Here is a 25898-nt window from a genome sequence, read left to right on the forward strand (position 1 = left end):
TTAGCCATAAGTAAAAAACTTATCCAAACCTCTCATAGCATGCCTAAAGACAAAAGCATTAAACATGTACTGATAATCGGAAGTGGTCCGATCGTAATTGGTCAAGCCTGCGAGTTTGATTATGCCGGCTCCCAAGCCGCCAGGTCCTTAAGAGAAGAGGGGATCATCGTCACCCTGATCAACTCTAATCCTGCCACGATCATGACTGATCCTGTTACAGCGGACAATGTTTACCTGCTTCCATTGGAGAAAAAATCGATTATAAAAATTCTTGAGGAGCACCCTGACATTGACTGTGTCCTTCCTACTATGGGAGGACAGACCGCCTTGAACTTAGCGATCGAAGCAGATCAAGCCGGAATCTGGGCCAAGTACAATGTACGGATGATCGGAGTGGACATTGATGCCATCGAAACTGCTGAAAACAGGGAAAAATTTAAAGCCCTGATGGAAGAGCTGAACGTAGGAGTATGTATCGGTAAGACCGCTACCAGCTTCCTGCAAGGCAAGGAAATCGCTCAGGACATCGGCTTCCCCTTAGTCATTCGCCCTTCTTATACCCTAGGTGGTACTGGTGGAGGCTTTGTAGAAAAAGAGGAAGAATTCGAAAAGGCCCTTATGAATGGTCTGAAAGCCTCTCCTACTCACGAAGTATTGATCGAACAGAGTATTTTAGGTTGGAAGGAATACGAACTAGAAGTTCTGAGAGATTCCATAGGAAATATGATCGTCATTTGTTCTATTGAGAACTTTGACCCTATGGGAGTACATACAGGTGACTCCATCACGGTGGCTCCTGCAATGACTCTTCCAGATACTGTCTATCAGGAAATGAGAAATCAGGCCATCAAAATGATGAATGGCATTGGTAACTTCGCTGGTGGATGTAATGTACAGTTCTCGGTATCTCCAGATAACCAAACGATAATAGGTATTGAGATCAACCCGCGGGTATCCAGATCCTCTGCCCTGGCCTCCAAAGCTACAGGTTATCCTATTGCTAAAGTGGCTGCGAAACTAGCCATCGGCTATAACCTTGATGAGCTTCAAAACTCCATCACAGGAACTACTTCCGCCTTCTTTGAGCCAGCTATCGATTATGTAATTGTAAAAATCCCTAGATGGAACTTTGACAAATTCAAAGGCTCTGACCGCCGATTAGGATTGTCTATGAAGGCCGTGGGAGAAGTAATGGGAATCGGAAGAAACTTCCAGGAAGCATTACAGAAAGCGTGTCAGTCACTGGAAATCAAACGAAATGGACTCGGCGCTGACGGAAAAGAGCTTAAAAATCAAGAAGAGATCCTATACAGCCTGAAAAACCCAAGCTGGAATAGACTTTTCCATATCTATGACGCCTTCAAGCTAGGTATATCCTTCCGAACGATTCATGACCTCACCAAGATCGATAAGTGGTTCTTGAAGCAGATTGACGAGTTAGTTCAGCTCGATGTTAAGCTTGACAAATATACATTAGACAACATCCCTAAGGAGCTGATGATGACGGCTAAGCATAAAGGATATGCTGACCGCCAGATCGCCCATCTTTTGGGATGCCTAGAAAGCGAAGTCTTCCATAAGCGTCGTGAAGAAATGGGGATCAAGCGTATCTACAAACTTGTGGATACCTGTGCTGCAGAATTTGATGCACAAACCCCTTATTTCTACTCTACCTTTGGTGATGAGAATGAGTCGATTGCTTCTGATCGTAAGAAGGTGATCGTGCTTGGTTCCGGGCCTAACCGAATTGGCCAAGGCATCGAATTTGATTATTCTTGCGTGCATGGTGTACTTGCTGCCAAAGAATGTGGCTACGAGACCATCATGATCAACTGTAACCCTGAGACGGTGTCCACTGATTTTGACATTGCGGATAAGCTCTACTTTGAGCCTGTATTCTGGGAGCATATCTACGAGATCATTCTTCACGAGAAACCTTATGGGGTGATCGTTCAGCTTGGTGGCCAAACGGCCTTGAAGCTAGCTGAAAAACTAGAAAAGTATGGAATCAAAATTCTAGGCACTAGTTATGAAGCCCTAGACCTTGCCGAGGACAGAGGTGAATTCTCCAATTTGCTAAAGGAAAATGATGTTCCTTATCCTGAATTCGGAACGGTACACTCCACTGATGAAGCTTTGGAACTGTGCAAAAAACTTGGATTCCCTTTATTGGTACGTCCTTCCTATGTATTGGGTGGCCAGGGAATGAAGATTGTCATCAACGAAAAAGAACTGGAGCAGCATGTGGTGGAAGTGTTGAAAGACATTCCTGACAATGAGATCCTCTTGGATCACTTCCTTGAAGGGGCCATAGAAGCTGAGGCTGACGCGATCTGCGATGGCGAGAACGTATATATCATCGGTATCATGCAGCATATTGAGCCTGCCGGAATTCACTCAGGCGACTCTTATGCGGTCCTTCCTCCTTATAATTTGGGAGACCTGGTGATCAGACAGATTGAAACTTATACAGAGAAGATTGCTCTAGCCTTGAAAACCGTTGGCCTGATCAATATTCAGTTTGCCATCAAAGACGATAAGGTGTACATCATCGAGGCCAATCCAAGGGCTTCTCGTACGGTACCATTTATTTGTAAAGCCTATCAGGAACCTTACGTAAACTACGCCGTTAAAGTGATGTTGGGTGAAAACAAAGTCACTGACTTTGACTTCAAGCCTGTCAAAAAAGGGTATGCGATTAAGGAGCCAATATTCTCATTCCACAAGTTCCCAAATGTAAACAAAGAGCTTGGGCCTGAGATGAAATCCACCGGTGAGGCGATATACTTCATTGATGATTTATTGGATGATTATTTTCTGAAGATATATTCAGAGCGTAACCTTTACTTAAGTAGATAAAGTAAAACTAAAATAGAAGTGTTTTGTTAAAATTTCTGATCGTAATTCTCGGAGTAGGCTGGCTATTGGGCCAGCTTATCCGATACTTCCTTAGATCTAAAGTTGCCAAATTTGCCCAACAGGTCAAAAAAGCAGCGGAAGAAGAACAACGTGCCTCCAGAAAACCTCAGGAGGAGGGTGAAGTTCATGTGGACTTCATTCCTAAGACCTATCAAGAAAGAAGGACTAAGGACATCAAAGGCGGGGACTATGTTGACTATGAAGAAGTGAAAGAATAGCCCTCAAAACACCAAATAAGCTAAGGTCCACACCTTAGTAATAGCATAAAAAAAAGGAACATTTTTCAATGTTCCTTTTTTTTATTTATATGAATAAGCAATGCCTGATTTATTTGAGCCAGGCAAGGCTAATTTCGTCAGGAGTTTTCATACGATCCGCTAATCTCATATACCTGGAAGATAATCCTGCAAGGTATTCTTGAGCTTTGGCAGCTGCACCATCTAATCCTGTAATATTTTCAATATCCCACAGTTTTACCAAATGGTCTATAATTCGGGCATAATCCCAGCCGGTGTAAACGCCGATTTTTTGGGTGATGGCAGAGAATTGATCAAAAAGCGTTGGGTTCTTGCCACCCTCAGCCATAAGCACTGCTGGCATTACGATCTGCTTCCTCATCATTTTCTCAAAAGCGAGCACGCCACCATTAGGGTCAATTTCAAGGATTCTTGACATGAAAGACTTATATGCCTTTTCGTGACGAGCTTCGTCACCGGCGATAGTCTTACAAATTCTTGCCAATACTATATCTCCAGCTTTGTCGGCTAGTTTACCTGTATTCACATGACTCACTTTGGTCGCTCTCTCCTGGAAGGAGGTATAAATGATCGCTTGATAAGGATCTTTATCTGATTTGGGATCAAAGCCATTATAGATCAATCTATGGATGGTCTGCTCCACTTTTTTCATATCTGCTCTGCCCGAAAGGTAGAGGTATTTATTGAGTAAGTCTCCGTGACGATTTTCCTCGGCAGTCCAAGCTTTGGACCAGCGTACCCAACCTCTCTCACTGGTAAGGCTACCGTCAGGGTTTACCCCCTCCAGCAGGTTGAAGTAAGTCTGATAACTGGGAAGTGCTTCCTCAGTGATCATATTACCGATCAATGAAGTGATGATGGTATCAGGAATACCTGCGGCTCTTTCTTGAAGCAATTTCACCTCGTCAAAAGCTCCTGGATCTCCCATAATAGGTAGAAAGTCCGTTGGCTGCCAGCATTCATCAGGATCTACCAACACATTATCTACTGTCTCACCTACCAAGTCATCTATCTGATTGATGACCTCTAGGTTTTTTTCCAATTCATAATTAATGGATGTATCTTTCATAATTTTCAATAAGTCTTAAGTGCAAAATTAAAGCCTACACCTGCAACACAAATTTCTTCCTCGGCATCGGCTTTCAGGAAGCGTGGTATTATAAGGAAACGAATTAAACTATTGGAAGTTGCTCAGCAACCAGCCAATCCCTAACTGATATTTTCCTTTCCAACCGATGAAAAATCCATCTTCACCGGAATCCCTCTCCCCTCCTTAACAAAAGAAAAGAGAAAAACGTTGGGGACTTGTACGCTTATATTACAACAGAATATTCCACATTGACTATAATAACTTCTTTAAGGGCAAGCATTATTTGGCTCACCTTAATTTCTCATCACAATTTAGCCAATAATAAGCAAGTCGCATAATTAAGACAAAAAAATCTAATTTTTACACTTATATAAAAAAATAATCCGCCAACCCGACACTTTTGTGGCAAAACAGTGCTAAAACCGCTATGCAACCCATTTCCAACCATAAATGATCATTTTCTACTCATAAAAAGTAATCCTCATTATATAGCATTCTTTTACTATTCCAGTATCATTGAATGGCCAAAGCAGCCATTGATTTATAAACCATATACTCCTGATTTATTCCCTTAAAATTACCTTGCCTACCTACATCTACTATAGCCAATAAAAGAAGAGCCTCAGCGCCTGACTCCACTACGAATTAGCCTACTTCAATAATGCCCCATTCCATATGCAGCATTACCTGCATAAGAATATCTCTAAAATGTTGGCACTTCTATATAGTAGAAAGAATCATTTTATGATATTGGGCTCCATTCTTAAACAAGGTGAAAAGGCAAGGTATCGCCATCATTTTAAGGCTTCAACCTCTTATTTGATTCCCAGATTTATTCTTTCAATAAAAAAAAGCTGCCAATCAAAACCAAAGGTCTCAATTGGCAGCTTTGCCTTATCTATAATAAACTATAAATGGATTAATTAAGGTCCCAGAATAGCTTGATATCAGGCTCATCACCACCCATAGCGGCCACAGCTTGATCATAATTTGATTCATTCACGTTTTGCTCTGGAGTAGGGTAAGGATATCGTACGGGGATATCTCCGTATTGCATTTGGTTAGGGATATTCAGGATTGGATAATCCAACCTTCTCCATTCGGTCCAGGCATCATAGCCCCTATTATAGAGAGCGATATATTTCTGCATGCCGATCTTCTGCTTATAATCTCCGGCCGCTGTAGCATAGGCCACAGAAGGCTGAGCCATATAAGCATTGATCTGGTCCTGGGTGATACCAGTACCTCCGGCGTTTACATTCACACTAGACCAATACCTGATGGAGGCATCGATGGCATTATTATAATGCGTCGCTGCAGTACCCGTGATAAAACCTCTTTCTACTGCCTCAGCTCTCAGAAATTCCACCTCGGCATAATCCATAATAATTGATGGAAAATCAGCATCTGTTTGGTTAGGGTTGACATGAGAGAAGTTGGCATAAACATTAAAGTTACCGTATTCACCACCCACATAAGCACCGTTGATAGGAGTAAAGTAAAACGCCAATCTTGGATCGCTCAGATCATTCATAAAGTCCACAATGGTATTAGCGGCTACATAATCATTCCTTCCACTCTGCACTAAGGCTTCCCAAACCGGGTTGTTATTTGGCGGAGCAACTATAAACTCAAAGGTAGTGTTTAAGGCCGAAGACATTAGGGCATTAGGAGACGCCTCACTTACCAACTGAGAAGCAGTGGTGGGGTCAGAATCTGCCAATAACATTCCCATCTTCATTTTCAGGGAATTAGCAAATGCATACCAACCTGCCATATCACCTTTATAAATCAAATCGCCAGTAGCTTGACTTCCAAATCCATCCTCTATGCTCATATCAGAAATGGCAGCATCCAGCCTCGCCAGTAAGTCCGTATAGATCACCTCTTGGTCATCATAAGCAGGAAAAGAGTTTTCGAAGTCCAATGCCTCAGAATAAGGGATATTGCCAAATGTGGTCACCAGAGTGTACCATACATAGACGTTCATCACCTCACCCACTGCAATATGATTGGTTCGTACATTTTCATTTAAGTAGGTCTGATCCTCTAAGACCAGTCTGCCAAATTCCTGTAGATCGATCAATACGTCTCTATAGAAAGATCTCCACCAAATATCGGGAGTTCCTCCATTTTGGAAATCGTATCTACTTTGATCAATATACTGCACCTCTGCCCACTGCTGAGCGAGGAGGCGATTGATTCGAGGATCGGTATAAAACTCTGCCATTTCCTTTTGGGAATTGGAGAGCAGCGTAATTGCGGGGACTTCAGAAGCCTCTTTTGTTATGGCATTTTTGTCCGTCAGGCCATCACAAGCGGTGAGGGCAAACGCTCCTATTAGGATATATATTAATTTCTTCATAATGTTCTTTCTTAGAATTTAAGGCGTAGATTAAATCCATAGGTTTTTGTCGTAGGGTATGCCCCACTTTGGTACCCTTGGTTATTACCAGCTCCTAAGCTTTCTTCAGGATCAGAATATGGCATGTTTTTATGGATGATCCATAAGTTTCTACCAATAAAGGAAACGTCAATTCCCTGAACCCCTTGAATTTTATCCACAAAAGACCGTGGGAAAATATAAGAGATGGATAAACTTCTCAATTTCACATAGCTAGCATCGTAGATGTATTTGCTATTAGGATTGCTACCAGCATATCCCGACTCACCAAAGTTTGAAAGATCCAGACGAATATCATTTGCCTCTCCGTTTTCGAAGACCCCTGGAAGGATCACCCCACCAGAGTTACCACCTGCCTGCTCATAACCAGTGATTACTCCATCATTGTTATAAATAGGATATCTTCCAAAATCTCCTGATCCACCATCCGTAGAAAGCGGGTCTCTCATATTATTTCCTAATTCATTTGGCAAGGCGGTCTCTGGGTATAAACCAGTGGCATCACCGTACCATCTATCAAGAGAGAATACATCTCCACCTTTTTGGATATCGATCAGGAAGGACAGGGTAAAGTTTTTATACTTTAAAGCGTTATTGATCCCTCCGTACCAGTCGGGATTGATATCCCCTATAATTTTATTGGCTTCAGTGGAGACCATATATCTACCACTCTCGTCAATGGTAGGCATTCCAGTGGCTTCATCACGGATATAATCACGTCCACGGATGGTCCCATAAGGCTGGCCTACAGCGGCATTTAGAGATACACCACCTTGAAGACTGGCTAATTCCAAGTTTGTGTTTTCACCATTCAAGGAAAGTACTTTACTATTATTCTTGGTCCAGTTTACATCCATTTTCCAAGAGAAATCTTGGCTTTCAAGGATGGTAGCAAAAGCGCTGATCTCCCAACCTGCATTTTGAAGTTCACCAGCATTCACATATCTAGAGCTAAAGCCAGTGGCGGTAGAGGTAGTTACTGGGATAATTTGATTGACCGTTCTTGTATCATAATAGGTCACATCAAATCCATACCTAGCATCCATGAACGTCATTTCTGTACCGATCTCGAAACTTTTGGTTAATTCAGGCAATAGGTCAGGATTGTTTTTGCTGTCTGGCATTGAGAATAAGGGTACATCTCCAAAGCCTGTAGGCTTATAATATACGTCTTGTAGCACCTGAGGCGCAGCCGTATTACTTACTTCTGCATAGTTAGCTCTAAGCTTACCGAAGGTAAACAGCTCCTTATTCTGTAAAAACTCAGAGAAGATCAAGCCACCTGAAACAGATGGATAATAGTAACTATTATTCTCTGGAGCAAGTGAGGAGGCCTGGTCTCTACGGATGGTACCATCAAGGATGATATAATCACGATAAGTAAAAGTAGCTCCTGCAAATACACCATTCACCTGAAGGGTAGATTCCACTTCATCAGGTGCCTCAATAGGATTCAGTGAGTTAGATAATGAATACAGATTTGGAACCACCAGGCCACCATTAGTGCTAGCGTTGATGGAGTTGATCTGGGTATTTCTAATATTCCCTCCCAAAAGACCTGTAAACTCAAGGTCCTCATTGATGTCTTTATTGAAGTTCATCAATAAGTCATAATTATACTCTTTAAACGTTCGGTTAAATCTACCATAGCTTGCTGGATCTAAACTCCCAACAGCGATACGCTCTTCTTGTTCTTCACTATAAGTATCCAGGGACACACGACCCATGATATTTACCCAATCGGCAAGATCATACTTCAGGGACATATAACCCAGGGTACGAATTCGCTCGTCATTTTGGTAATTTCTATATCGAGTCCAATAAGGATTATCCGTATAAGCAGGCTTTTGGGCGCTTTCATTAGACCAGTTCCAAGTCGCATTGCTATTGGTCGCAAAATATTCGGATTCTAATTCTTTCACATCCACGTTTACCGGCCACCACTGACGGAAGGACTGGTTTACGTTTAGTCCACTATATCCGGTTCCATAACGGCCTAAGCCCTCATTGATGGAAAAGTTTACCGATGCGGTCGCTGTAAGTTTATCCATAATATCATAGCTTCCAGAGAAGTTTACGATATTCTTTTTCATCTTACTATTAGGCAAAATACCCTCTTGGACGTTTCTGGTATAGCCTAATTTATAATAGCCTTTATCCGTTCCTCCATTCAGCAAAACACTGGTACTGGTAGATACCGGGCTTTCATAAAATTCAGCGGGGGTATTTTTAGCAGCTTGCCAGGTGGTCGGCTGCTGATAAAACGCTGAAGCAGGATTGACAGATTTCCAATCATACACCTGCTGGCTAGGGTCAAAAGCCTCTCCATAAGAAGCGTCATCACCATAATAATAGAATGGAATAGAGGAGTCAAATCCTTCAACATCCTTATAATAAAAGGAGGAACCATAACCCGCACCATATTGATTTTGATATTCTGCGAAGGTGCTTTTGTCAATCTTTCCGAAAGTAACGCCGGCATTGACGGTTACGCCAAGTCCTTTACCTCCTTTTTTGGTGGTAATTACGACCACTCCATTACTGGCGCGGGAACCATATAAGGCCGTTGCAGCAGCACCTTTCAGTACGTTGACTGAGGCAATATCATCTGGATTTATATCCGAGGCTGCATTACCGTAATCGTAGCCTGTTCGACCTCTCGCCTGATCCTTAGTATTGGTGATTGAGTTATCCACTGGTACTCCATCGATCACAAATAGCGCTTGGTTACTTCCTGTAAGTGAAGAAGACCCCCTGATCACTACATTGGAGGATCCACCCAGATTATTGCTGCTTTTGATGTTTAGACCCGCCACACGACCAGACAACTGGTTAATAAAGTTGGGGTCACGGGTTTCATTAATCTTGTCACCATTGACAGACTGCGCAGCATAAGGAAGTTCATTTTTACTTCTCTCAATACCCAAAGCGGTAACGACCACCTCATTCAGCTCCTCAGCATTGGAGTCCATTACCACATCGATAACGCTTCTGCCGCCAATAGGGATTTCTTGTTTTGACATGCCTATAAAGGAGTAGATCAAGACCTCTCCTCCAGCTGGCACATTGATATCATACTCTCCGTCAAGGTCTGTGATAGCACCTGTTGACGTTCCTTTGACCAGGATACTTACGCCTGGTATGGGCTCTCCATTCTCTGATGAAGTAACCGTCCCCGTCACTGTCCTTGTCTGTGCAAAAGAATATTGCATAAACAAAGTCAGGAAGAGACCTAATAGTACACTTTTTTTCATATGCGGTTGATTTGATTTTGCTCCAAAGTATACATCCATTTTCGAAAAAAAAACTTTACGATTTTTTAACATTGGATTTCAACAATTGAAACTCATAACAAACTATTGATTTTAAGTAATTTAACATTCAATAAATTATTATCAAAAAAAATTGTCACTATCTAATAAAAATTATAACCAGAGCCACCATCATTCCTCCAAGCAAATCACCCCTATTGCCATATTAAAGATCATCCACCACCATGGATACAAAATAATATATCTTGTTTTTACATAAACTTAATTTATAATTCTAAGTTTCCGATATATAATATTATATAAAATTGACCAATACGTTATCTCCCTTATATTTGCGACCAGAAATATGGGTAACCAAACAAAATTCTGATTTATAATTAAACCCACAATTGAATTCTTTACATAAAACGGGAATAAATCGGCTAAAATTTCACCCAATATTACCTCCAATGACTGAAATAATTCCTACTAAAAAACCTGTTTAACTCAAAATTGAGCCAGATTCTACCTGTATCAGGTACTATACACCAGTGGTGATCGTAAATTTTTTATTTGAATAATACCAAAACAGGCCAAATTCGTCCTCAGCCCATATAGTATCCAAATCAGGGCCTTTTGGCCTTAAAAAAACAAAAAATCCCCAAAGCGAAAGCATCACCTTGGGGACTTGAAAGAAATTAATTTCTTAATACTAGCGCTCTAAAAATCAGTATTCCAATTTATAAGCAGCCACTTTATTTTTAAGAAAGGTAGGAACTAGTACGATCTGCTCTTCCTCTAAATATCCTATGTCAGCCGTATTGGATCCCATATCCTTGGTATCTAATAGTTTTGTTTCTTTATCACCCTGAACAATCCATATTTCTCCAGACCATTTACTCGCCAGATAATCATCATCCCCCAAGATTATCAAGCCATCACCACCGGTCACGACTGAATTTAGAACCTCATGATTTCCTTCAGTATCATAGCGTTTGAGCCCGGCTTTGTCAAGCCCATATAAGACACCACCATCCCCTACTCGAAGGCCATTTATCCCCACTTGCCCTTCAGCAACCAAGGTAATCTCGCCATTTTCTAATACGTGAATTTTACCATTTTCCATATCAGAAAAATAGACCTTCCCCTCAGCAACATCAATATCATTCAGGAATTTTGCTCCTTCCAGAGGATAAGTATTAGAAATCTCAGCTTTTTCGATATCTATCTCTACGATCTCGTCGATATTGGTAACATACAGCTTACCATCCAAAATCCCCATCCCCTTAGGAGAATCAATTCCAGTCACCCAATCTCTTTCTAAGATTTCACCGTCTTTGGAAATGATAGAAATAGAACCTTTACCGTCTTTTTCTCTAGAATCTCCCTCGATATTTGACACGTAAATCGTGCCCGTGTCAGGATCCACCAGCACCGACTCACAAGTAGTCAGTTCTTCCGGAGTCTCCCATAATAGGGTTAAGGAAGGCTCCACTTCTTCCTCAGTCACTTCAATAACTTCTTCATTGGACTCTTGCTTATTGGACTCTCCACATTGCCAAAATAGCAAAGGAGCAGCAGCCATCAGCAATAGGGGCTTACAGTTTGTCATTTTCATAATTATTGATTTTTAAAATTATTGATACTAAAAATTTGAAAAACTTATTTTAATTAACCTTCTATAAGAGCAGAACAGGAAGTAGTATCTACCTAATCTCTCTATTATTACCGAATTTCGATAAAGTTTTTGAGAGTTTCAACTCTAATCCTTCATGATCTGCCCAGCTATCTTACTATCTTTCCTATGATTCCGACACCCTTAACTAAGAAAATAAGGTACAATCGCTAAAAATCAGCTCATAAATAAACCTCTTAATTGCCATTTATCACTAAATAATAGTGTGATCAGTATAAAACCTTTAATTTGGGGGTACATCATAAACCATACCGCATGAACAAATCTCTATTATCTCAGGGCCTAGGCCTGTTACTAGCTGGCACCATCGCCTGTTCCCCAGAGGAAGTGATGGTCGATTATCAAAGCATGAGCGATGCAGAACGCCTGGAGGCGGCCACAGAAATGGCGCATCATACCATCATCGTGGACGGCCACGTGGACTTACCTTACCGGATGAAGGTGGGGGGATTTACCCTCCAAAGGGAGGTATTAGATGTCTCCACACGCACCGATGGAGGAAACTTCGACTTCCCCCGCTCCAGAGAAGGGGGACTGGACGCTCCATTTATGTCCATCTATCTTCCGGCAAGGTATCAGGAAATGGGAGGAGCAAAAAAATTGGCTGACTCCCTAATCATGATGACCAAGAGGCTGGCTGAAACCTGGCCTGATAAATTCGCCATGGCTTATAGCCCTGATGATATCGAAGCCCACTTCAAGGAGGGCAAAATCTCCCTTCCAATGGGAATGGAAAATGGAGCTGGCATCGAAGACGATATCGCCAATGTCGGCTACTTTTATAAGCAAGGCATCAGGTATATCACCCTTACCCATGGCAAAGACAACCTGATCGGGGACTCTTCCTATGACACCAGCAGAACGCATGGTGGACTGACCGCCTTCGGTGAGCAAGTAGTGAAGGAAATGAACCGCGTAGGTATCATGGTGGATATCTCCCATGTATCAGATGACACCTTTTACGATGTGATGGAGCTTACGGATGTCCCTGTGATCGCCTCTCATAGTTCCTCCCGAAAATTCACGCCAGGCTTCGAGAGAAATATGGATGATAAAATGGTCGAGCTTTTAGGCAAAAAACAAGGAGTGATCATGATCAATTTTGGTGGAAGCTTCATCGATGGTGATTATAATGAACGTACTGCAGTCGTAAGAGAGCATATCGTAAATTGGCTGGCTCAAAACAACCTGAGTCGCAGTGACTCCGCAGCACAGGCCTATATCGAGCAATATACTCGCGAAAACAATGTGTTTCCGGATGTCAGCCTCGTGGCTGACCATATAGACCATGTTGTGGCTATCGCTGGCATCGATTATGTAGGTTTTGGCTCCGACTTTGACGGAGTGGGAGACTCTCTGCCAAACGGCCTGAAAGATGTATCTATGTATCCTAATCTTATCGCCGAACTTCTTAAGCGCGGTTACTCCAAAGAGGATATTGAAAAAATCTGCTATAAAAACGTATTCAGAGTATGGCGAGCCGTGGAAGCCGCCTCTTCTGCTTCCTAATTACTATCAATAAATCAACTAATAAGGGTTTCCTGAATCGGTATTCAGGAAACCCTTATTTTTCAAACATATACCAGTGATTAGGATCAATCTCTAACTCGGTATTACTTTTTATCCTCAAATTATTTTTGGAAATCTCCAGTACTTCTATTCCTTCGGAGGTCTTTACCTCCACAGGAAGCGAAAGGTCCACATTTGAGAATTTTATATCATAGCGGTTTTTACGTTTCTTGCTGATCTTGATTTCTGGAAGCTCTGTGGTGTATAAGTACAGGTCAAAGAAAGGCTGCAGGTCACGCTCCGTATGCTCTTGGAAATAACCTGTAAAGTCCTCCGTATCCACCTGATTGCCGTAGGTGAATCGTGGATCTGAAAGGAAACCCTGAAGGAGCTCAAAGAACACCTGGTCTCCTACTAAAAACCGAAGGGAATGCATCACCAAGGCACCTTTAGTGTATATATCTGAGAAATAAGCCTCAGAACTGCCAGTAGGCTTGGTGCTCACGAGTGGCCGCTTGTTCTCCATACTTTCCATGGCTGTGGCGATCTCTTTTTGGTAAGCTTCCTCGCCGCCATGATTGAGATAAAATAACATATCGCCATAAGAGCATATACCTTCATGAATCCAAAAATCCTTCCAGTCCGCCACCGACACTTTATTTCCCCACCACTCATGCCCCAGCTCATGGTGAAGCAAGCCGTCAAATTCTACCGGTCCTACCTTTGTAAACTGAAAGTTATTTCCATAGCCGTTGATAGTCTGATGCTCCATACCAAGGTAAGGAGTCTCCACCACAGCGGCCTTATCTTGAGCAAATGGGTAAGGACCGAAATATTTTTCCTGGCTAGCCATACTCGTCTTAAACACTTCCATCAGTTGAGAGGCTTTGGCACGGTTCTCCTGCAGCACATAGACCTCCATGGGGATGCGCCCACCATCTACTGAAGTTAGGGTATCCTTTAGCTGCGCAAATCTCCCCATGGTAAAATTCACATTATAATTGCTAATAGGATAGTGCGTGGCCCAGTGGAAATAATTATACCCTCTAGCTTCGGCCTGATTCAGCAGTCGTCCATTGGCGGCCACAGTATAAGGGAAAGGAACTTTTATATATAAATCAAGGCCATTTTCAGGTTTACTGGAAGGATGATCCAGGCAGGGCATAAAAATCCGCCCTCCTTCTAGTTGAGAGGACAACCCCACCCAGTGTGCGCCTCTCCCATCTCTGGCCCAGGTAAATCCCCCCGACCATGGGGGATTTACCGCCACAGGAGGTTTGCCACGATACTTCACCTTCACCTTATTCGCTAAGCCTGTACCATAGATATCTAATAGCTCCCCTTCATGCCTAAAGTCCAGAGATACAGAGTCCACCTCCACACTCAGCACCTTATAATCGGACACCAGATTCAACCTTAAAGTATCCAGCGGCTGCAAAGGCCGAAAGGTAATCTCCATACTGCCATCGATCGCTTTAATCTCAGGCAAAATCTGTAAATCGAGGGAATAATGAATGATGGAAAACTGCTGCTGCAGAGGATCCATCTCTCCACCCCAGCCTTTGGAGACTCGCTGGGCATGGGCTTGTGGCCATAAACTCCCCAGCAGGATGATCATATATAATGCGGCAAACTTAAATCTGTACATAAAAAAACGTATTCATACTTTGTCAAACTGCTTTCTATTATTCCGAGGAACTTAGTCCTTCTGAAAAAGAAATGCTATACCTATAAATATATTATTAATACATGGATAAATAACAAATCAATCGAGCAAGTCCACGAAATAGATCAGTTATTAATTGGGAAAAACAATAAAAAAAACTACTTTTAATCAGTACCCTTTTTGATTTCCCTTGATTATCAATTGACTATTTACTCTTTCCGGAATTCCTTATAGCACCCTAGCGAAAAGAAAACAAAGCCTCCTAGTTTAGGTTAATAGTTGAGTTGACAAGTTTGAAGTTCCATTTTAATTGAAGGAGAGTCCTTCATCGATTTTATCTATGCTCTGGATTTGGCAGTCTGCATAAAAAGGAAAATCACTATCAATATGGCATCTAATTCCATCACTTTTAGGCTTATATTTTTCTTTCTATTCCTGACCCTTGCTTACCACACTGCGTCTGCAATGGTTTTATCCAGGATAAGTCATCCTATAGATAGTAATTTTGTAAAACCGCAGGTGGGATTTGGCTTTACCCATGATTATGGAACGCAAAAATCTACACTTGAAAACACTATAAAATCATCCCTGGAGACCAATAAGGACACTTCCTGGGTGAGAATGGGGGGAGCCCTGCGGCTAAACACCATTTATGCGATCTATGAGGGTCAGACCTTTCCTTTAGGGACTTCCGGGCGAAATGAATGGACCTGGGACACCTGGCGGATAAATGTAGATTCCTATTCCAAAGGAATCCAATTTGCCTTTGAATACCGGTTTTACCCCACTTTCAACACTCACTTTGTCAAATATGGCTGGCTAGGATATAAATTTACAGACAATACGAACCTGCAGATCGGCATCACCCAAGTACCCTTCGGATTACTTACCTATGCCTCCCACAGTTGGTGGTTTCAGGCACCTTATTATCTGGGCTTAGAAGACAACCATCAGATTGGTTTCAACTATACCCATAATCTGGGAGACTGGGATTTCAACTTTGCTTATTTTCCACTCTCCGAGCCACGCGGCACGAGCGACCCTGCATTCGGCCCCTATTCCAGCGCGAGGTATTCCTATGATGTGATCCCTGTGGATGGCAATAGTAATATCGAGCGGCATCAAATCAATATTAGAGCGCAGCGAAAAATAGAAAACTGGAAACTAGGGCTCTCCCTCCAGCATCAGGAAATTTACAATCAGGTCACCACAAATAATGGCAATCAATTGGCGCTAGCCCTTCATGGCGAATGGGACTGGTCGAGATGGAATTTCAAGTCCGAGCTGATCTATTATCGATATCATGATGTCCGAGATGATGACCAGCAGCTGCTGAGCAGCGTGCAGATGGGCGCCTATGGCTTTGGCAGCTATGATGTAGCCTCCGAGGCGGTAGTTTATCTCGCAGGTATTGCCTATAGCATTCCAGTTTCTTGGGGGCCAATTTCAAATATTCAAGTCTATAACGATTATAGCCTGGTTCAAAAAACAGGTTCCTTCCCGATTCGAGGCGTCAACAGTCCCTTCGTGGCGACTCAACAGAATGTGCTGGGAGCCCTGCTTACCGCCGGAAAAATCTACACTTACCTAGATATGGCCTCGGGGTATAATCACCCATGGATCAGCGATTCCTTTGGTGGAAACGCCCTGGGTCCGGGCCGAGGCGAGCAATATAATGAACCTATTTCTGACCAAAACCCTATAGACCCGACACCTGGCTGGAATACCAGGATCAACTTAAATATTGGATATTACTTCTAAACCCACCGAATAATGAACAAAAAATACTTCGACGTGCATGCCCCTGTGTTTTGGCCTGCCAGTATTCTTATCGTAATTTTCATTGCGATTACGCTGGTGGTAGGCGAGCCCATGGAGCAGATTTTCACCAAGATTCAATTTTTCATCACCGACAAGACCGGCTGGTTATTCATCCTGTCCATCAATGCCTTTATCATTTTCTGCATTTACCTCGCTTTTAGCAAATACGGAAAAATCAGGTTGGGAGGGAAAAATGCTGAAACGGAATTTTCCACTTCCTCCTGGTTTGCCATGTTATTTAGTGCAGGCATGGGCATTGGTTTATTGTTTTGGGGAGTAGCAGAGCCTGTGACGCATTATGCCAAGCCTCCTGTGGGGGAAGCCTTCTCGATTGACGCTGCTGAGCGGGCCATGAGCCTGACATTTATGCACTGGGGTTTCCATGCCTGGGCCATCTATGCGGTAGTGGCACTGGCCTTAGCCTTCTTCACCTTCAACAGGAAATTGCCCTTAACGATACGCTCCATCTTTTACCCGATTTTGGGAGACCGTATTTATGGTTGGATCGGAGATGCGATTGATGTGATGGCGGTATTGGCCACCTTATTTGGCTTAGCGACTTCCCTGGGGTTTGGGGTTCGCCAGATAAATGGGGGCTTATTTTACCTCTTTGAGATCCCTATAAGCGTCCCGGTGCAGGTGATGCTTATATCTGGAATCACCGTATTGGCGACCATCTCTGTATTTACGGGTCTGGACAAGGGTGTGAAGATTTTGAGTGAATGGAATGTCAGGATAGCCGGATTACTATTGATATTTGTAGTGGTCGCAGGCCCCTCGCTATATATATTTCGGGGATTTATCCAGAATTTGGGCATTTATCTAAATAATTTCATCACTGTATCCACCTGGACGGAGGCCTATGCCGCTAGTGAATGGCAAGGCAGCTGGACGGTTTTTTATTGGGCATGGTGGGTTTCCTGGTCGCCATTTGTAGGGATGTTTATTGCCAGGATATCCCGAGGCCGTACGGTGAGAGAGTTTATCGCCGGGGTGCTTATCGTCCCTGCTTTACTCACTTTCTTCTGGCTCACGGCCATGGGTGGGAGTGCCATCTATATGGATATGCAAATGGAGGGTCATGCTTTTGCCAAGAGCGTCATTGCTGACGAGGCCACGGCCTTATTCGTATTCCTCCACGAATTTCCCATGGCCAAGCTTGGCTCTGGAATAGGAGTTATCTTGGTGATGAGTTTCTTTGTCACCTCCTCAGATTCTGGGTCCCTGGTGATTGATAGTATTACTGCCGGAGGCAAGCTAGACGCACCTGTGGGACAGAGAATATTCTGGGCACTTACAGAAGGGGCGGTGGCCGCAGCCTTACTTATAGGCGGGGGGCTGAGTGCCTTGCAGACCGCCACCATCACCACGGGATTGCCATTCCTGATCATATTGCTGATCATGTGCTATAGCCTCTATCGGGGATTGCAAAAAGAGCATGCCAGGAATGAAGCCTTAAATCAGGAACGAGATAAGAAATCCTATGAGGAAAATCTCGCTAGAATTATTAAGAAAAACATTGAAAAGGGCAAATAGAGATGAAAAACCTAAAGAAAATAGCCGTTTGTGTGGACCTGACTGATATGGACAGCATCCTGCTGAACTATATTAAAATAATGCATGATGTCTTTCAGTTTGAGAGCTTGACCTTACTCCACCTTATCGAGCTAGAGGAGCTCTCCGATGAGAGCAGTGCACTGATATCTGGACTAGGCAAGAGCATCAGCCAGATGCTGGAGGCGGAGATCGATGAGATCGTCAAGGATCACCTACACGACACTCGGGAACACATCTCCATCCATGTACACTCAGGAGGTGATGTGGAAGATTTTGCAGACTTTATTGACCGCCAAAAGTTTGACCTGATGGTTTTAGGCAAAAAGAACAGTTATCCTGGATCGGGTATATTGAGCGGCAAGCTCGCCAGACTCACCGACTGCGATATCCTATTCATGCCTGAAATCGCCCACCCTTCCTTTCAGCATATTCTGTTGGCCTTGGATTTTAGCTCTTATTCAGACAAGGTCATTCGTCTGGGACAGGGTCTTCAGGCCCATACGCAGGGATTACTCCAGCCTCTGCATGTGATCAAGGTAGGCATGCAATACTTCCCCTATATCAAGGATCATCACATACTCAGCAAGCATCGTGAGGATGAAGCCCTGAATGAATATAAACGGTTTCAGAAGAAATACGGCATAGATTCTAAAATCACTTTCCTGCAGGATAACGAGCAGCATATCAGCCGGCAAATCTACAATCAGGCGATCTTTACAGCTGCAAATCTGATTATTGTCGGAAATAAAGGTAAAAAGGATGAGGGCGATCTGCTCATAGGAAGTGTGGCAGAGCAGCTTATCGCCTCGGACAAAAGTCTTCCCATCTGGATCGTGAAATGATAAGGCACAGCAAATCCTGTCACAATAAAGTGGCTTTATAGATACTTATTAGGTTAGGGATTTCGTGCAAATAGAAAAGGGGAAGACTTGAGTAGTCTTCCCCTTTTTATTACTCTTCCATTGTATTATAGCTATCGATCTGTTCCAGCACCCAGTCTTTGTATTTCTGGAGGCGGAATTCTTGCCATTTCGTATGGTATTTGCCAGATTCCTCTATCAGGAAAGTAAATCGCTCCATGGCTTTACTTTTGGTGAGGGCATCGTATAAGTCTTCCTGAAAACTCTTGTTCTCCACAAAATTCTCCGCAAACTGATCCATGATATAGGATTCCTGAGCAGGCTCCATCTTCACAAATTCAGCATAATTATCAGGATCAGAATCTATTTCATCCAACAGATCTTCCTCTTCAAGCGTTAGATTTTCATTGAAATTCTCCTCTTCATCGGGGAGATGATGGATAACCTTTTTATCCTCTTGGTAATAACAAATCTTGCCCTTCAGTAATAAGTGGGCAATGGAATCAATTTCTTTATCAGTTAGCGTAAGCATTGCTTGTTTTATATAAAAACTAAATTTGTTAGAAAAATAAGTAAAGCACCTTAAAATCAAAAATGAATACGTTCTAATTATTGCATAAAGATCAATATTTTTTTATTAAAACCCTCATTCCATCTTCAAATGCTTCTGAAGCCCTACTCTATTATATCATAAATGGCGCACTTTATCTACCTTTTCGACGATTTTGTGGATTACATCATCAAGTTCCTTACATGAAACCATTATTTCATCCATCAGATTTACATCCACCTCCTGCTCCACGCCAAATTCTTTAATGTAACTGGAGATCGCCATCAATCGGGTAAGTGGTGCACGTACCTCATGGGATTGCATCCAGGTGATCTCACTGAGTTCCCGATTCTGATTTTCAATTTTCTCGATATACGATTTCACATTAGTCACATCCTGCATGGTTCCCACCATCCTGACCGCCTCTTTATTTTCATCAAAAACCAGATAACCCTTATCAAATACATGAGCAAAGGATCCATCTGCTTTCCGATAGCGGTAAGTATCTTCCCATCTTTCATCGCTAGCCTTCTGGGTATGCGCAAAGATTTTCTTCACCACTCTATCGCGATCATCAGGGTGAATATTATCCACCCAATGCTCCAAGCTGGATCGGCCGTTATGAAGATTATGTCCAAACAGCTCATTATAGTTTTCGCTCCAGCTGAACTCATTCTGCGTCAGGTACCATTCCCAGACCGCCTCATCGGAAGCTTTACGCACAAAGTTATAACGCTTGTCGTAAAGCGAAATCACACTCGCTGCCATGCGTAATTCCGTCACATTATTTAGCAGCAAAATAATTCCGTTCTGATTTTTCTCAAAATCAAACGGACTGGCAGTAAACAGCACATGAATATGATCTCCTATCAAGCTGCGTAAGGTCACATTTTGATAGGTAGATTTTTCTTTATTCGCCACCTGCTCTCTTATATCCTTTACAAATTCAGCATATCGGTCCTCACTGTCAAAAAACTCACTCATGGACCGTGGTAAGGTCCCCGGCTGATCACAGCCTAAAAGTTCCTTAGCGCTAGGATTGATATAGATCATCCTCAAATCTGGCGATAGAATAATCACCCCATTTTCTATCTGGTTGACAATGGTCTCTGATTGGATTGCACTTGAGAAGTCAAATAATTGGTATTTACCTAGGGCAACCACCGCTGCGACGGACAGCAAGGTGATCGAAGTGGAGGTAACAGGGACATCGGTAGCGCCAAATAGCGGAAATATCAACTGGGTAGTAATCCCCTGAACCACAGGAAAGATCCCTCCCAAAAACAAGGCCATCAATGAGGTCCTTTTTGAATGGGTCAGGCCGGGGCTGAAATAGGCATACAATAATGCTCCTAAACAGATCAAAGCCAGAAAGGATATCCATGCCCTGCCAGCCACATCCTGCCAGTTGTCTCGCATGACTGGAATAAATCCCCAGCGAGAGTCATACATCATAGGTATATTGCTCACGTCGGTCATATAGCATACATATAATATGACGGTGATGCCATATAAGCTAGCCAAAAACAGTCTTTTCCTAATGTATTTATTACCGATATGGAGGGCAATAAAGTGAAACATAAAAATACAAATAAACTTCCAGCCAAAGTCCATGGACCGGGAGAAGAATACAGCCTGTTCTGAGCTGATATTTAAGCGCATTGCCGTGTCCTGCAGCTGCCATACAATCAGGGTCACCAGAAAAAGCAAAAACACATTCACCTCCCTCTTACTTGGATATAACCATAAGATATAGCCAAGAATTCCCATATTAAAAATTGCGGGGATTAATGAAATCGATACATAAAACCAACTTATATCTTCGAGCATATATACTGATTGCCTACTAAATTTTGAGGCTTAAGACTTATTAATATTCATTATTAATTAATTGAAATCATATACAAAATTGCGCCATAAGTAATCTCTTATAAGTATTTCATATACACTATCATAAGTAAACATACAGAAAAAAACCAACTATTCCAGCATTTTAGGTCTCAAAACCTAAAAAAGCAAGCGCTACATTTTTGCTTACAAACCACTCATTATAAGCAACTTAATTGCCCTCACTTAAATATTGCTCATAATACCAGTTTTAAGTAATCTTAATATAGCAATACGCGCAATATCATTCAAATTTTACCACATTTATGTAGCTGTGCTGCTAATCAAGGAAAATCGTCCGAAAGTGATTTGTAACAATAATAAGGCGTGGAAAAAAACCGTCTATAGGTAAAATCTAGTACCTTAGAACTAATTCAGAAAAAGAAGAGGGCGATGTAATTGGTAAATTTAGTATATTTTCACGACTCCATTTACCTATAATTAGTCTCCATCATTTATCCCCGTTTAATTTTTTATTGTAGAAAAGTATTTCTATTGCTCTCAGCAAAATTCATTTTTTTTGGAAGGTGATTGAATTTACGGATCAATATTTTAACTCCCAGGAATGAGGCTCCTACAGCAATGGGTACACAGGTACTATAGGCCTAATTGCATAGAGACTCCATTGCACTTCACTTTCGCTACACGAAGCTCCACCATTTAGTTTCTACCCATGCACAAAACCCGATCAATCAATGTGCCTAAGCTTCTATATTAGACCACTTGTACTAATAATATTGATATCATAAGTAGTCAACCTTTCTAAAAACTTCTCGTAAGTAGATACTAATCTGTCACTTAAATAATAAAATTTACCAAGTGATAAATACCTAAAATATACGAAAAGTGATTATTTGTAGTCAAAACGACATTATCATGCTACGAAATAATACCTAATTTCGTTTATTCAAAAAATACTACCTATATTTGTATCCCAACGACAATTACTTGTCACCCAAGACCTAATCGCCGTTAAATCAGACTCACAAATAGTCTGGCAGCCCTAATAAAATACCAGTTTGAATATTTCGCCTATTTATCTTAGGTTATTATGATCGATACTCTACTCATACGCATAAAAGCACTATGGCTTTCCATTCTTGCGAGAATTTACGGAAGATTAGTCCAGGTTGATGCCCTAAACACGCTAGGCAACTTAGGCACTGATGGCCAAAGAAATGGTTTACTCTTAGTGATAGGCCTTAGCATCTTATTTAGCATCGCTACCCCGGGCACTTCTCATGCACAATGTGAAACTATAACACTAAATGGGACTAATTATACTGTAACAGTAAACCTAAGCTTAACAGAAATCATCGTTAATGGAGATAACTGCCCTTATGGATATAACTATGATGTGGGGGTCGAATACTCCGTGGTATTTGGAGGTAGCTCTCCACCACCAAATTTGGACAACTTACAAGGCAATATTCACTGCGGAGGCCAAAACCTCTTTTTTAGCATCCCTACGAACGGATCTGGCAGCTATGTGGTATCCAATGGAAACCAATATCAGGGTGACTGTGACGTGCCTCCTACGCTCGAAGCACTGAGCTGCAATCGCCTTACCCTCAATTCCAGTGGCCCCGGCATGTCCTACTCATCCACCTCAACGACCTGTGAGCACGAAAATACCCTTCCTGTTATCTGGAATGAATTCCAAATCTCCTACTCTGGAAATACCAAGGCCGTGGACCTGAGCTGGTCCACCTTTAAGGAAACTTTCAATGATGTATATATTATTGAGAGATCCTATAACGGTATTTCGGATTGGGAGCAAGCGGGAGAAATAGAAGGCGCTGGATGGTCGGATGAATTGAAATATTACACCTTCCAGGACATCAAGCTCCCTGCTCAGGGCGGAGGAAGAATGTACTATCGTATTAAGCAAGTCGATCTTAATAATGCATTTACCTATAGCAAAATAGTCGCTGTCGATATCCCCAAACTATTCTCTGCCAAAACCTGGACAGTCTATCCTAATCCTGCCAAAGGACAAGCGGTAAACCTGGCCTACCAAGGCCAAACCTTCAGCAACTCCCACGAAAAAATCACCCTTAAGGCATTTAATGCCACTCAGCAGTTTGGCAATATCACTGTATCAAATCCACAGGAAGCTGATATAGCGCTGAAAACTCTTCTACAGAACTTTCAGTCTGGATTGGTTATCGTCGAAATTAGCTGGGGCGACCAACTGGAAAGACATAAGCTCATGCTTTAATTTATATAGGCCAGCATTTAGCAGCGGCCTATATAAATTCACACTCTATTTTTTATAGGTAAATATTACTTAATTCGAGTGATCGTTTTTCACCTGCGGTGCAATAGTATTCATCCATATTATCCTAATTACCTCACCCTACTCCATATATCCTAGGTCGGGAATTCGAAAGCCAACCTAGTACAAACTACCTAAAACCATTAATAAACTACATGAAAATTTGCTAAATATGGGTTGATGCTTATTTTTGCACTCAAGCTTAACCCACACATTTATTAATGCATTTTACCAGGATTATAAAGAGTTCTCTATTAAGCTATTACCAGTTTATTATTACTCTTTCCTTACTATTCTTCCTACTCGCCGGGCCAGTCCGAGCACAATGCTCCAAAACCGTATCGGTGACTACCAATAGTGGTAGCGTCCAAATAGAGCTGACCATGACCGATATAGTGATCACTAATAACTATTGTCCCTGGGGCTATAATTATGGAGTAAGGATTGATTATAAGGTCATCATCTCCGATCCCTCTTATTCCTTCTGGACGCTTCAGGGCAATGTACTCTGCGAGGATGGAACAGACGAGACATTCTTCAATCTGCCAAATGGTGGCGGCTCGGGCTATGTCATTTCTGCTAATAACGACTATTCCTCTTGTGACACCAATCCCCCAAAACCCACTCCTAGCGATCTAGGCTGTGAAACCTACAGACTACAGATAGAAGGTCCAGGAGTCCCCGCCGATCAGAATCAAATCGTCATAAGCACCTGCGAAAACAGCAATAACTGCGTGGAAGTGGTCCAAATATCAGAAACAGAGACCGTATATATTTACCGATGTGACGGGCCATTCACGGTTCCCTCCACCTTCGATGACGCAGAAGTACTGGTGGTGGCCGGTGGCGGTGGCGGCGGTAATGGTCGAAGTGCAGGCGGAGGTGGAGCAGGCGGCATGCAATACAGCCCCGTATCACCACTAAATGCCGGCCAGACCTATCCTGTCTACGTGGGTCTCGGAGGAATGGGTGCAAGCACTAGCAGCAGCACAGGCGAAAACGGCCAAAATTCCTCCTTCAATGGCATCTCTGCCATCGGCGGCGGCGGAGGCGGATCAAATCACTCCAACTCAACCTATCAGCTCGGAAGAGCCGGTGGATCTGGCGGCGGCCACTCCAGCGATGCTAGTACTAGCACCCGAAGCTCCTCAAGCCAGGGAAACCAGGGTGGCATCGGAAGAACTGGCAATGGCCAGGCCCGCTCCGGCGGTGGCGGCGGTGGAGCGGGAGGAATAGGCACCTCCGGAAATGGATCGAGCGGCGGCAATGGAGGCGCTGGAGCTTCCTCCGCCATCCTCAATGGGATCAGCACCCAGGTAGGAATCACCAATGTATTTGCCGGTGGTGGTGGCGGAACGGGTCACCCGGGACAAGGTAATAATCAAGGAACAGGAGGAAGCGGAATAGGCGGAGCAGCCGAGGTAGGCATCGGCGGTATGGCAGTACCTTTTACTGGATCCGGCGGCGGTGCGGGCGGAACCAAAGGCGGAAATGGAGCCGATGGTATCGTAATCATCCGCGTGCGTATGTCAGCCCTCCCCATCAGCCTCCAATCTTTCCAACTCAGCCAAATTATCCAATCCACAGCCATTCAACTGGACTGGTCCACATTCTACAGCACAGACATCCGCTACTTTGAGATCCTACGATCTTCCTCGGGAATAAATAATTTCGAACTAATAGACATCCTATCGCCCTCTTCCATAGATAATCAGACCAATCGGTTCTCATTCACAGACTTCTCCCCTCCCAAAACCGGTGACAGGATCTATTATCAAATCTCATGGATAGATGCCCTTGGCACAAGGCACTATTCTTCGGTCCTCAGCACACAATTGCCAGTAAGCTCCTCAAAGGACTATTGGAAAGTCTATCCAAACCCAATAGTTTCGGAGGACTTTCATGTCAGCTGGAATTCATCGAAAAACAAACCTGAAACGCCCATCCATTTCCGCTGGTATTCTCCTTTGGGTGAGGTATCAGAGTTCACCGTTAATAATTGGAGCGAGCTAATGCCAAAAACGCAGCAATCCATCCGCGAACTTAATGAAGGTATCTGGATATTGGAGATTAGTTGGGAGGGGGAAATAGAACGTAAAAAATTGATCCTTAAATAAAGGAGACTATCTGGCCATCTAAAAGCAGAATGCCGA

General features: G+C 42.8%; 15 protein-coding genes. 8 read left to right on the forward strand and 7 right to left on the reverse strand.

Features of this window, described 5'->3' with window-relative positions; translation table 11 throughout:
* Window positions 1-39: 39 nt before the first annotated feature.
* A complete protein-coding gene (carB, locus tag B050_RS0101400) occupies window positions 40-2859 on the forward strand; it encodes a carbamoyl-phosphate synthase large subunit (RefSeq protein ID WP_018472080.1) in 2820 nt (939 codons plus the stop codon).
* 23 nt (window positions 2860-2882) lie between these two features.
* Window positions 2883-3137, forward strand: coding sequence for a DUF4834 family protein (locus B050_RS0101405; RefSeq protein WP_018472081.1), 255 nt, complete (start codon window positions 2883-2885; stop codon window positions 3135-3137).
* 109 nt (window positions 3138-3246) lie between these two features.
* Here the strand turns inward: B050_RS0101405 and B050_RS0101410 are convergent, their stop codons facing one another.
* The 4 genes from B050_RS0101410 to B050_RS0101435 form a co-directional block, all read right to left on the reverse strand.
* A complete protein-coding gene (locus B050_RS0101410; protein WP_018472082.1) occupies window positions 3247-4245 on the reverse strand; it encodes an acyl-ACP desaturase in 999 nt (332 codons plus the stop codon).
* 940 nt (window positions 4246-5185) lie between these two features.
* Entirely contained in the window at window positions 5186-6631 is a 1446-nt protein-coding gene (locus B050_RS0101420; protein WP_018472084.1) for a SusD/RagB family nutrient-binding outer membrane lipoprotein, read from the reverse strand.
* An 11-nt stretch (window positions 6632-6642) separates the two neighbouring features.
* Entirely contained in the window at window positions 6643-9924 is a 3282-nt protein-coding gene (locus B050_RS0101425; RefSeq protein ID WP_026235531.1) for a SusC/RagA family TonB-linked outer membrane protein, read from the reverse strand.
* Between the two features lie 724 nt (window positions 9925-10648).
* On the reverse strand, window positions 10649-11539 hold the full coding sequence (locus tag B050_RS0101435; RefSeq protein ID WP_026235532.1) for an SMP-30/gluconolactonase/LRE family protein: 891 nt from the start codon (window positions 11537-11539) through the stop codon (window positions 10649-10651).
* 333 nt (window positions 11540-11872) lie between these two features.
* On the opposite strand from B050_RS0101435, the gene B050_RS0101440 reads away from it, so the two are divergent.
* Complete coding sequence (locus B050_RS0101440; protein ID WP_018472088.1) at window positions 11873-13126, forward strand: dipeptidase; 1254 nt, start codon at window positions 11873-11875, stop codon at window positions 13124-13126.
* Between the two features lie 55 nt (window positions 13127-13181).
* On the opposite strand, the gene B050_RS0101445 is transcribed toward B050_RS0101440, so the two are convergent.
* Window positions 13182-14774 (reverse strand): M1 family metallopeptidase, encoded by a 1593-nt coding sequence (locus B050_RS0101445; RefSeq protein WP_157492483.1) that lies wholly within the window; start codon window positions 14772-14774, stop codon window positions 13182-13184.
* Between the two features lie 405 nt (window positions 14775-15179).
* Here B050_RS0101445 and B050_RS0101450 point away from each other — a divergent pair, with 405 nt between their 5' ends.
* The 3 genes from B050_RS0101450 to B050_RS0101460 are packed head-to-tail and all read left to right on the forward strand — an operon-like array spanning window position 15180 to window position 19012.
* Entirely contained in the window at window positions 15180-16553 is a 1374-nt protein-coding gene (locus B050_RS0101450) for a hypothetical protein (RefSeq protein ID WP_018472090.1), read from the forward strand.
* 12 nt (window positions 16554-16565) lie between these two features.
* Window positions 16566-18149 (forward strand): BCCT family transporter, encoded by a 1584-nt coding sequence (locus B050_RS0101455; protein ID WP_018472091.1) that lies wholly within the window; start codon window positions 16566-16568, stop codon window positions 18147-18149.
* A gap of 2 nt (window positions 18150-18151) precedes the next feature.
* Window positions 18152-19012: a universal stress protein gene (locus B050_RS0101460; RefSeq protein WP_018472092.1), complete on the forward strand. Its 861-nt coding sequence runs from the start codon at window positions 18152-18154 to the stop codon at window positions 19010-19012.
* Between the two features lie 109 nt (window positions 19013-19121).
* Here the strand turns inward: B050_RS0101460 and B050_RS0101465 are convergent, their stop codons facing one another.
* Together B050_RS0101465 and B050_RS0101470 are read right to left on the reverse strand one after the other, a co-directional pair.
* A complete protein-coding gene (locus B050_RS0101465; protein WP_018472093.1) occupies window positions 19122-19562 on the reverse strand; it encodes a UPF0158 family protein in 441 nt (146 codons plus the stop codon).
* A gap of 156 nt (window positions 19563-19718) precedes the next feature.
* Window positions 19719-21410: a PAS domain-containing protein gene (locus B050_RS0101470; RefSeq protein WP_018472094.1), complete on the reverse strand. Its 1692-nt coding sequence runs from the start codon at window positions 21408-21410 to the stop codon at window positions 19719-19721.
* A 1108-nt stretch (window positions 21411-22518) separates the two neighbouring features.
* Between B050_RS0101470 and B050_RS0101475 the strand changes: the two genes are divergently transcribed.
* Together B050_RS0101475 and B050_RS22790 are read left to right on the forward strand one after the other, a co-directional pair.
* Complete coding sequence (locus tag B050_RS0101475; protein WP_018472095.1) at window positions 22519-23688, forward strand: hypothetical protein; 1170 nt, start codon at window positions 22519-22521, stop codon at window positions 23686-23688.
* Between the two features lie 278 nt (window positions 23689-23966).
* Window positions 23967-25862: a glycine-rich domain-containing protein gene (locus tag B050_RS22790; protein ID WP_018472096.1), complete on the forward strand. Its 1896-nt coding sequence runs from the start codon at window positions 23967-23969 to the stop codon at window positions 25860-25862.
* Window positions 25863-25898 lie beyond the last annotated feature (36 nt).

The organism is Echinicola pacifica DSM 19836 (assembly GCF_000373245.1).
Taxonomy (GTDB): Bacteria; Bacteroidota; Bacteroidia; order Cytophagales; family Cyclobacteriaceae; genus Echinicola; species Echinicola pacifica.

Coding starts and splice junctions, on each gene's coding strand:
- B050_RS0101420 (WP_018472084.1), bottom strand. CDS start 6,631: ATGAAGAAATTAATATATATCCTAATAGGAGCGTTTGCCCTCACCGCT.
- B050_RS0101410 (WP_018472082.1), bottom strand. CDS start 4,245: ATGAAAGATACATCCATTAATTATGAATTGGAAAAAAACCTAGAGGTC.
- B050_RS0101440 (WP_018472088.1), top strand. CDS start 11,873: ATGAACAAATCTCTATTATCTCAGGGCCTAGGCCTGTTACTAGCTGGC.
- B050_RS22790 (WP_018472096.1), top strand. CDS start 23,967: ATGCATTTTACCAGGATTATAAAGAGTTCTCTATTAAGCTATTACCAG.
- B050_RS0101455 (WP_018472091.1), top strand. CDS start 16,566: ATGAACAAAAAATACTTCGACGTGCATGCCCCTGTGTTTTGGCCTGCC.
- B050_RS0101425 (WP_026235531.1), bottom strand. CDS start 9,924: ATGAAAAAAAGTGTACTATTAGGTCTCTTCCTGACTTTGTTTATGCAA.
- B050_RS0101475 (WP_018472095.1), top strand. CDS start 22,519: ATGATCGATACTCTACTCATACGCATAAAAGCACTATGGCTTTCCATT.
- B050_RS0101470 (WP_018472094.1), bottom strand. CDS start 21,410: ATGCTCGAAGATATAAGTTGGTTTTATGTATCGATTTCATTAATCCCC.
- B050_RS0101460 (WP_018472092.1), top strand. CDS start 18,152: ATGAAAAACCTAAAGAAAATAGCCGTTTGTGTGGACCTGACTGATATG.
- B050_RS0101465 (WP_018472093.1), bottom strand. CDS start 19,562: ATGCTTACGCTAACTGATAAAGAAATTGATTCCATTGCCCACTTATTA.
- B050_RS0101435 (WP_026235532.1), bottom strand. CDS start 11,539: ATGAAAATGACAAACTGTAAGCCCCTATTGCTGATGGCTGCTGCTCCT.
- B050_RS0101450 (WP_018472090.1), top strand. CDS start 15,180: ATGGCATCTAATTCCATCACTTTTAGGCTTATATTTTTCTTTCTATTC.
- B050_RS0101445 (WP_157492483.1), bottom strand. CDS start 14,774: ATGTACAGATTTAAGTTTGCCGCATTATATATGATCATCCTGCTGGGG.
- carB (WP_018472080.1), top strand. CDS start 40: ATGCCTAAAGACAAAAGCATTAAACATGTACTGATAATCGGAAGTGGT.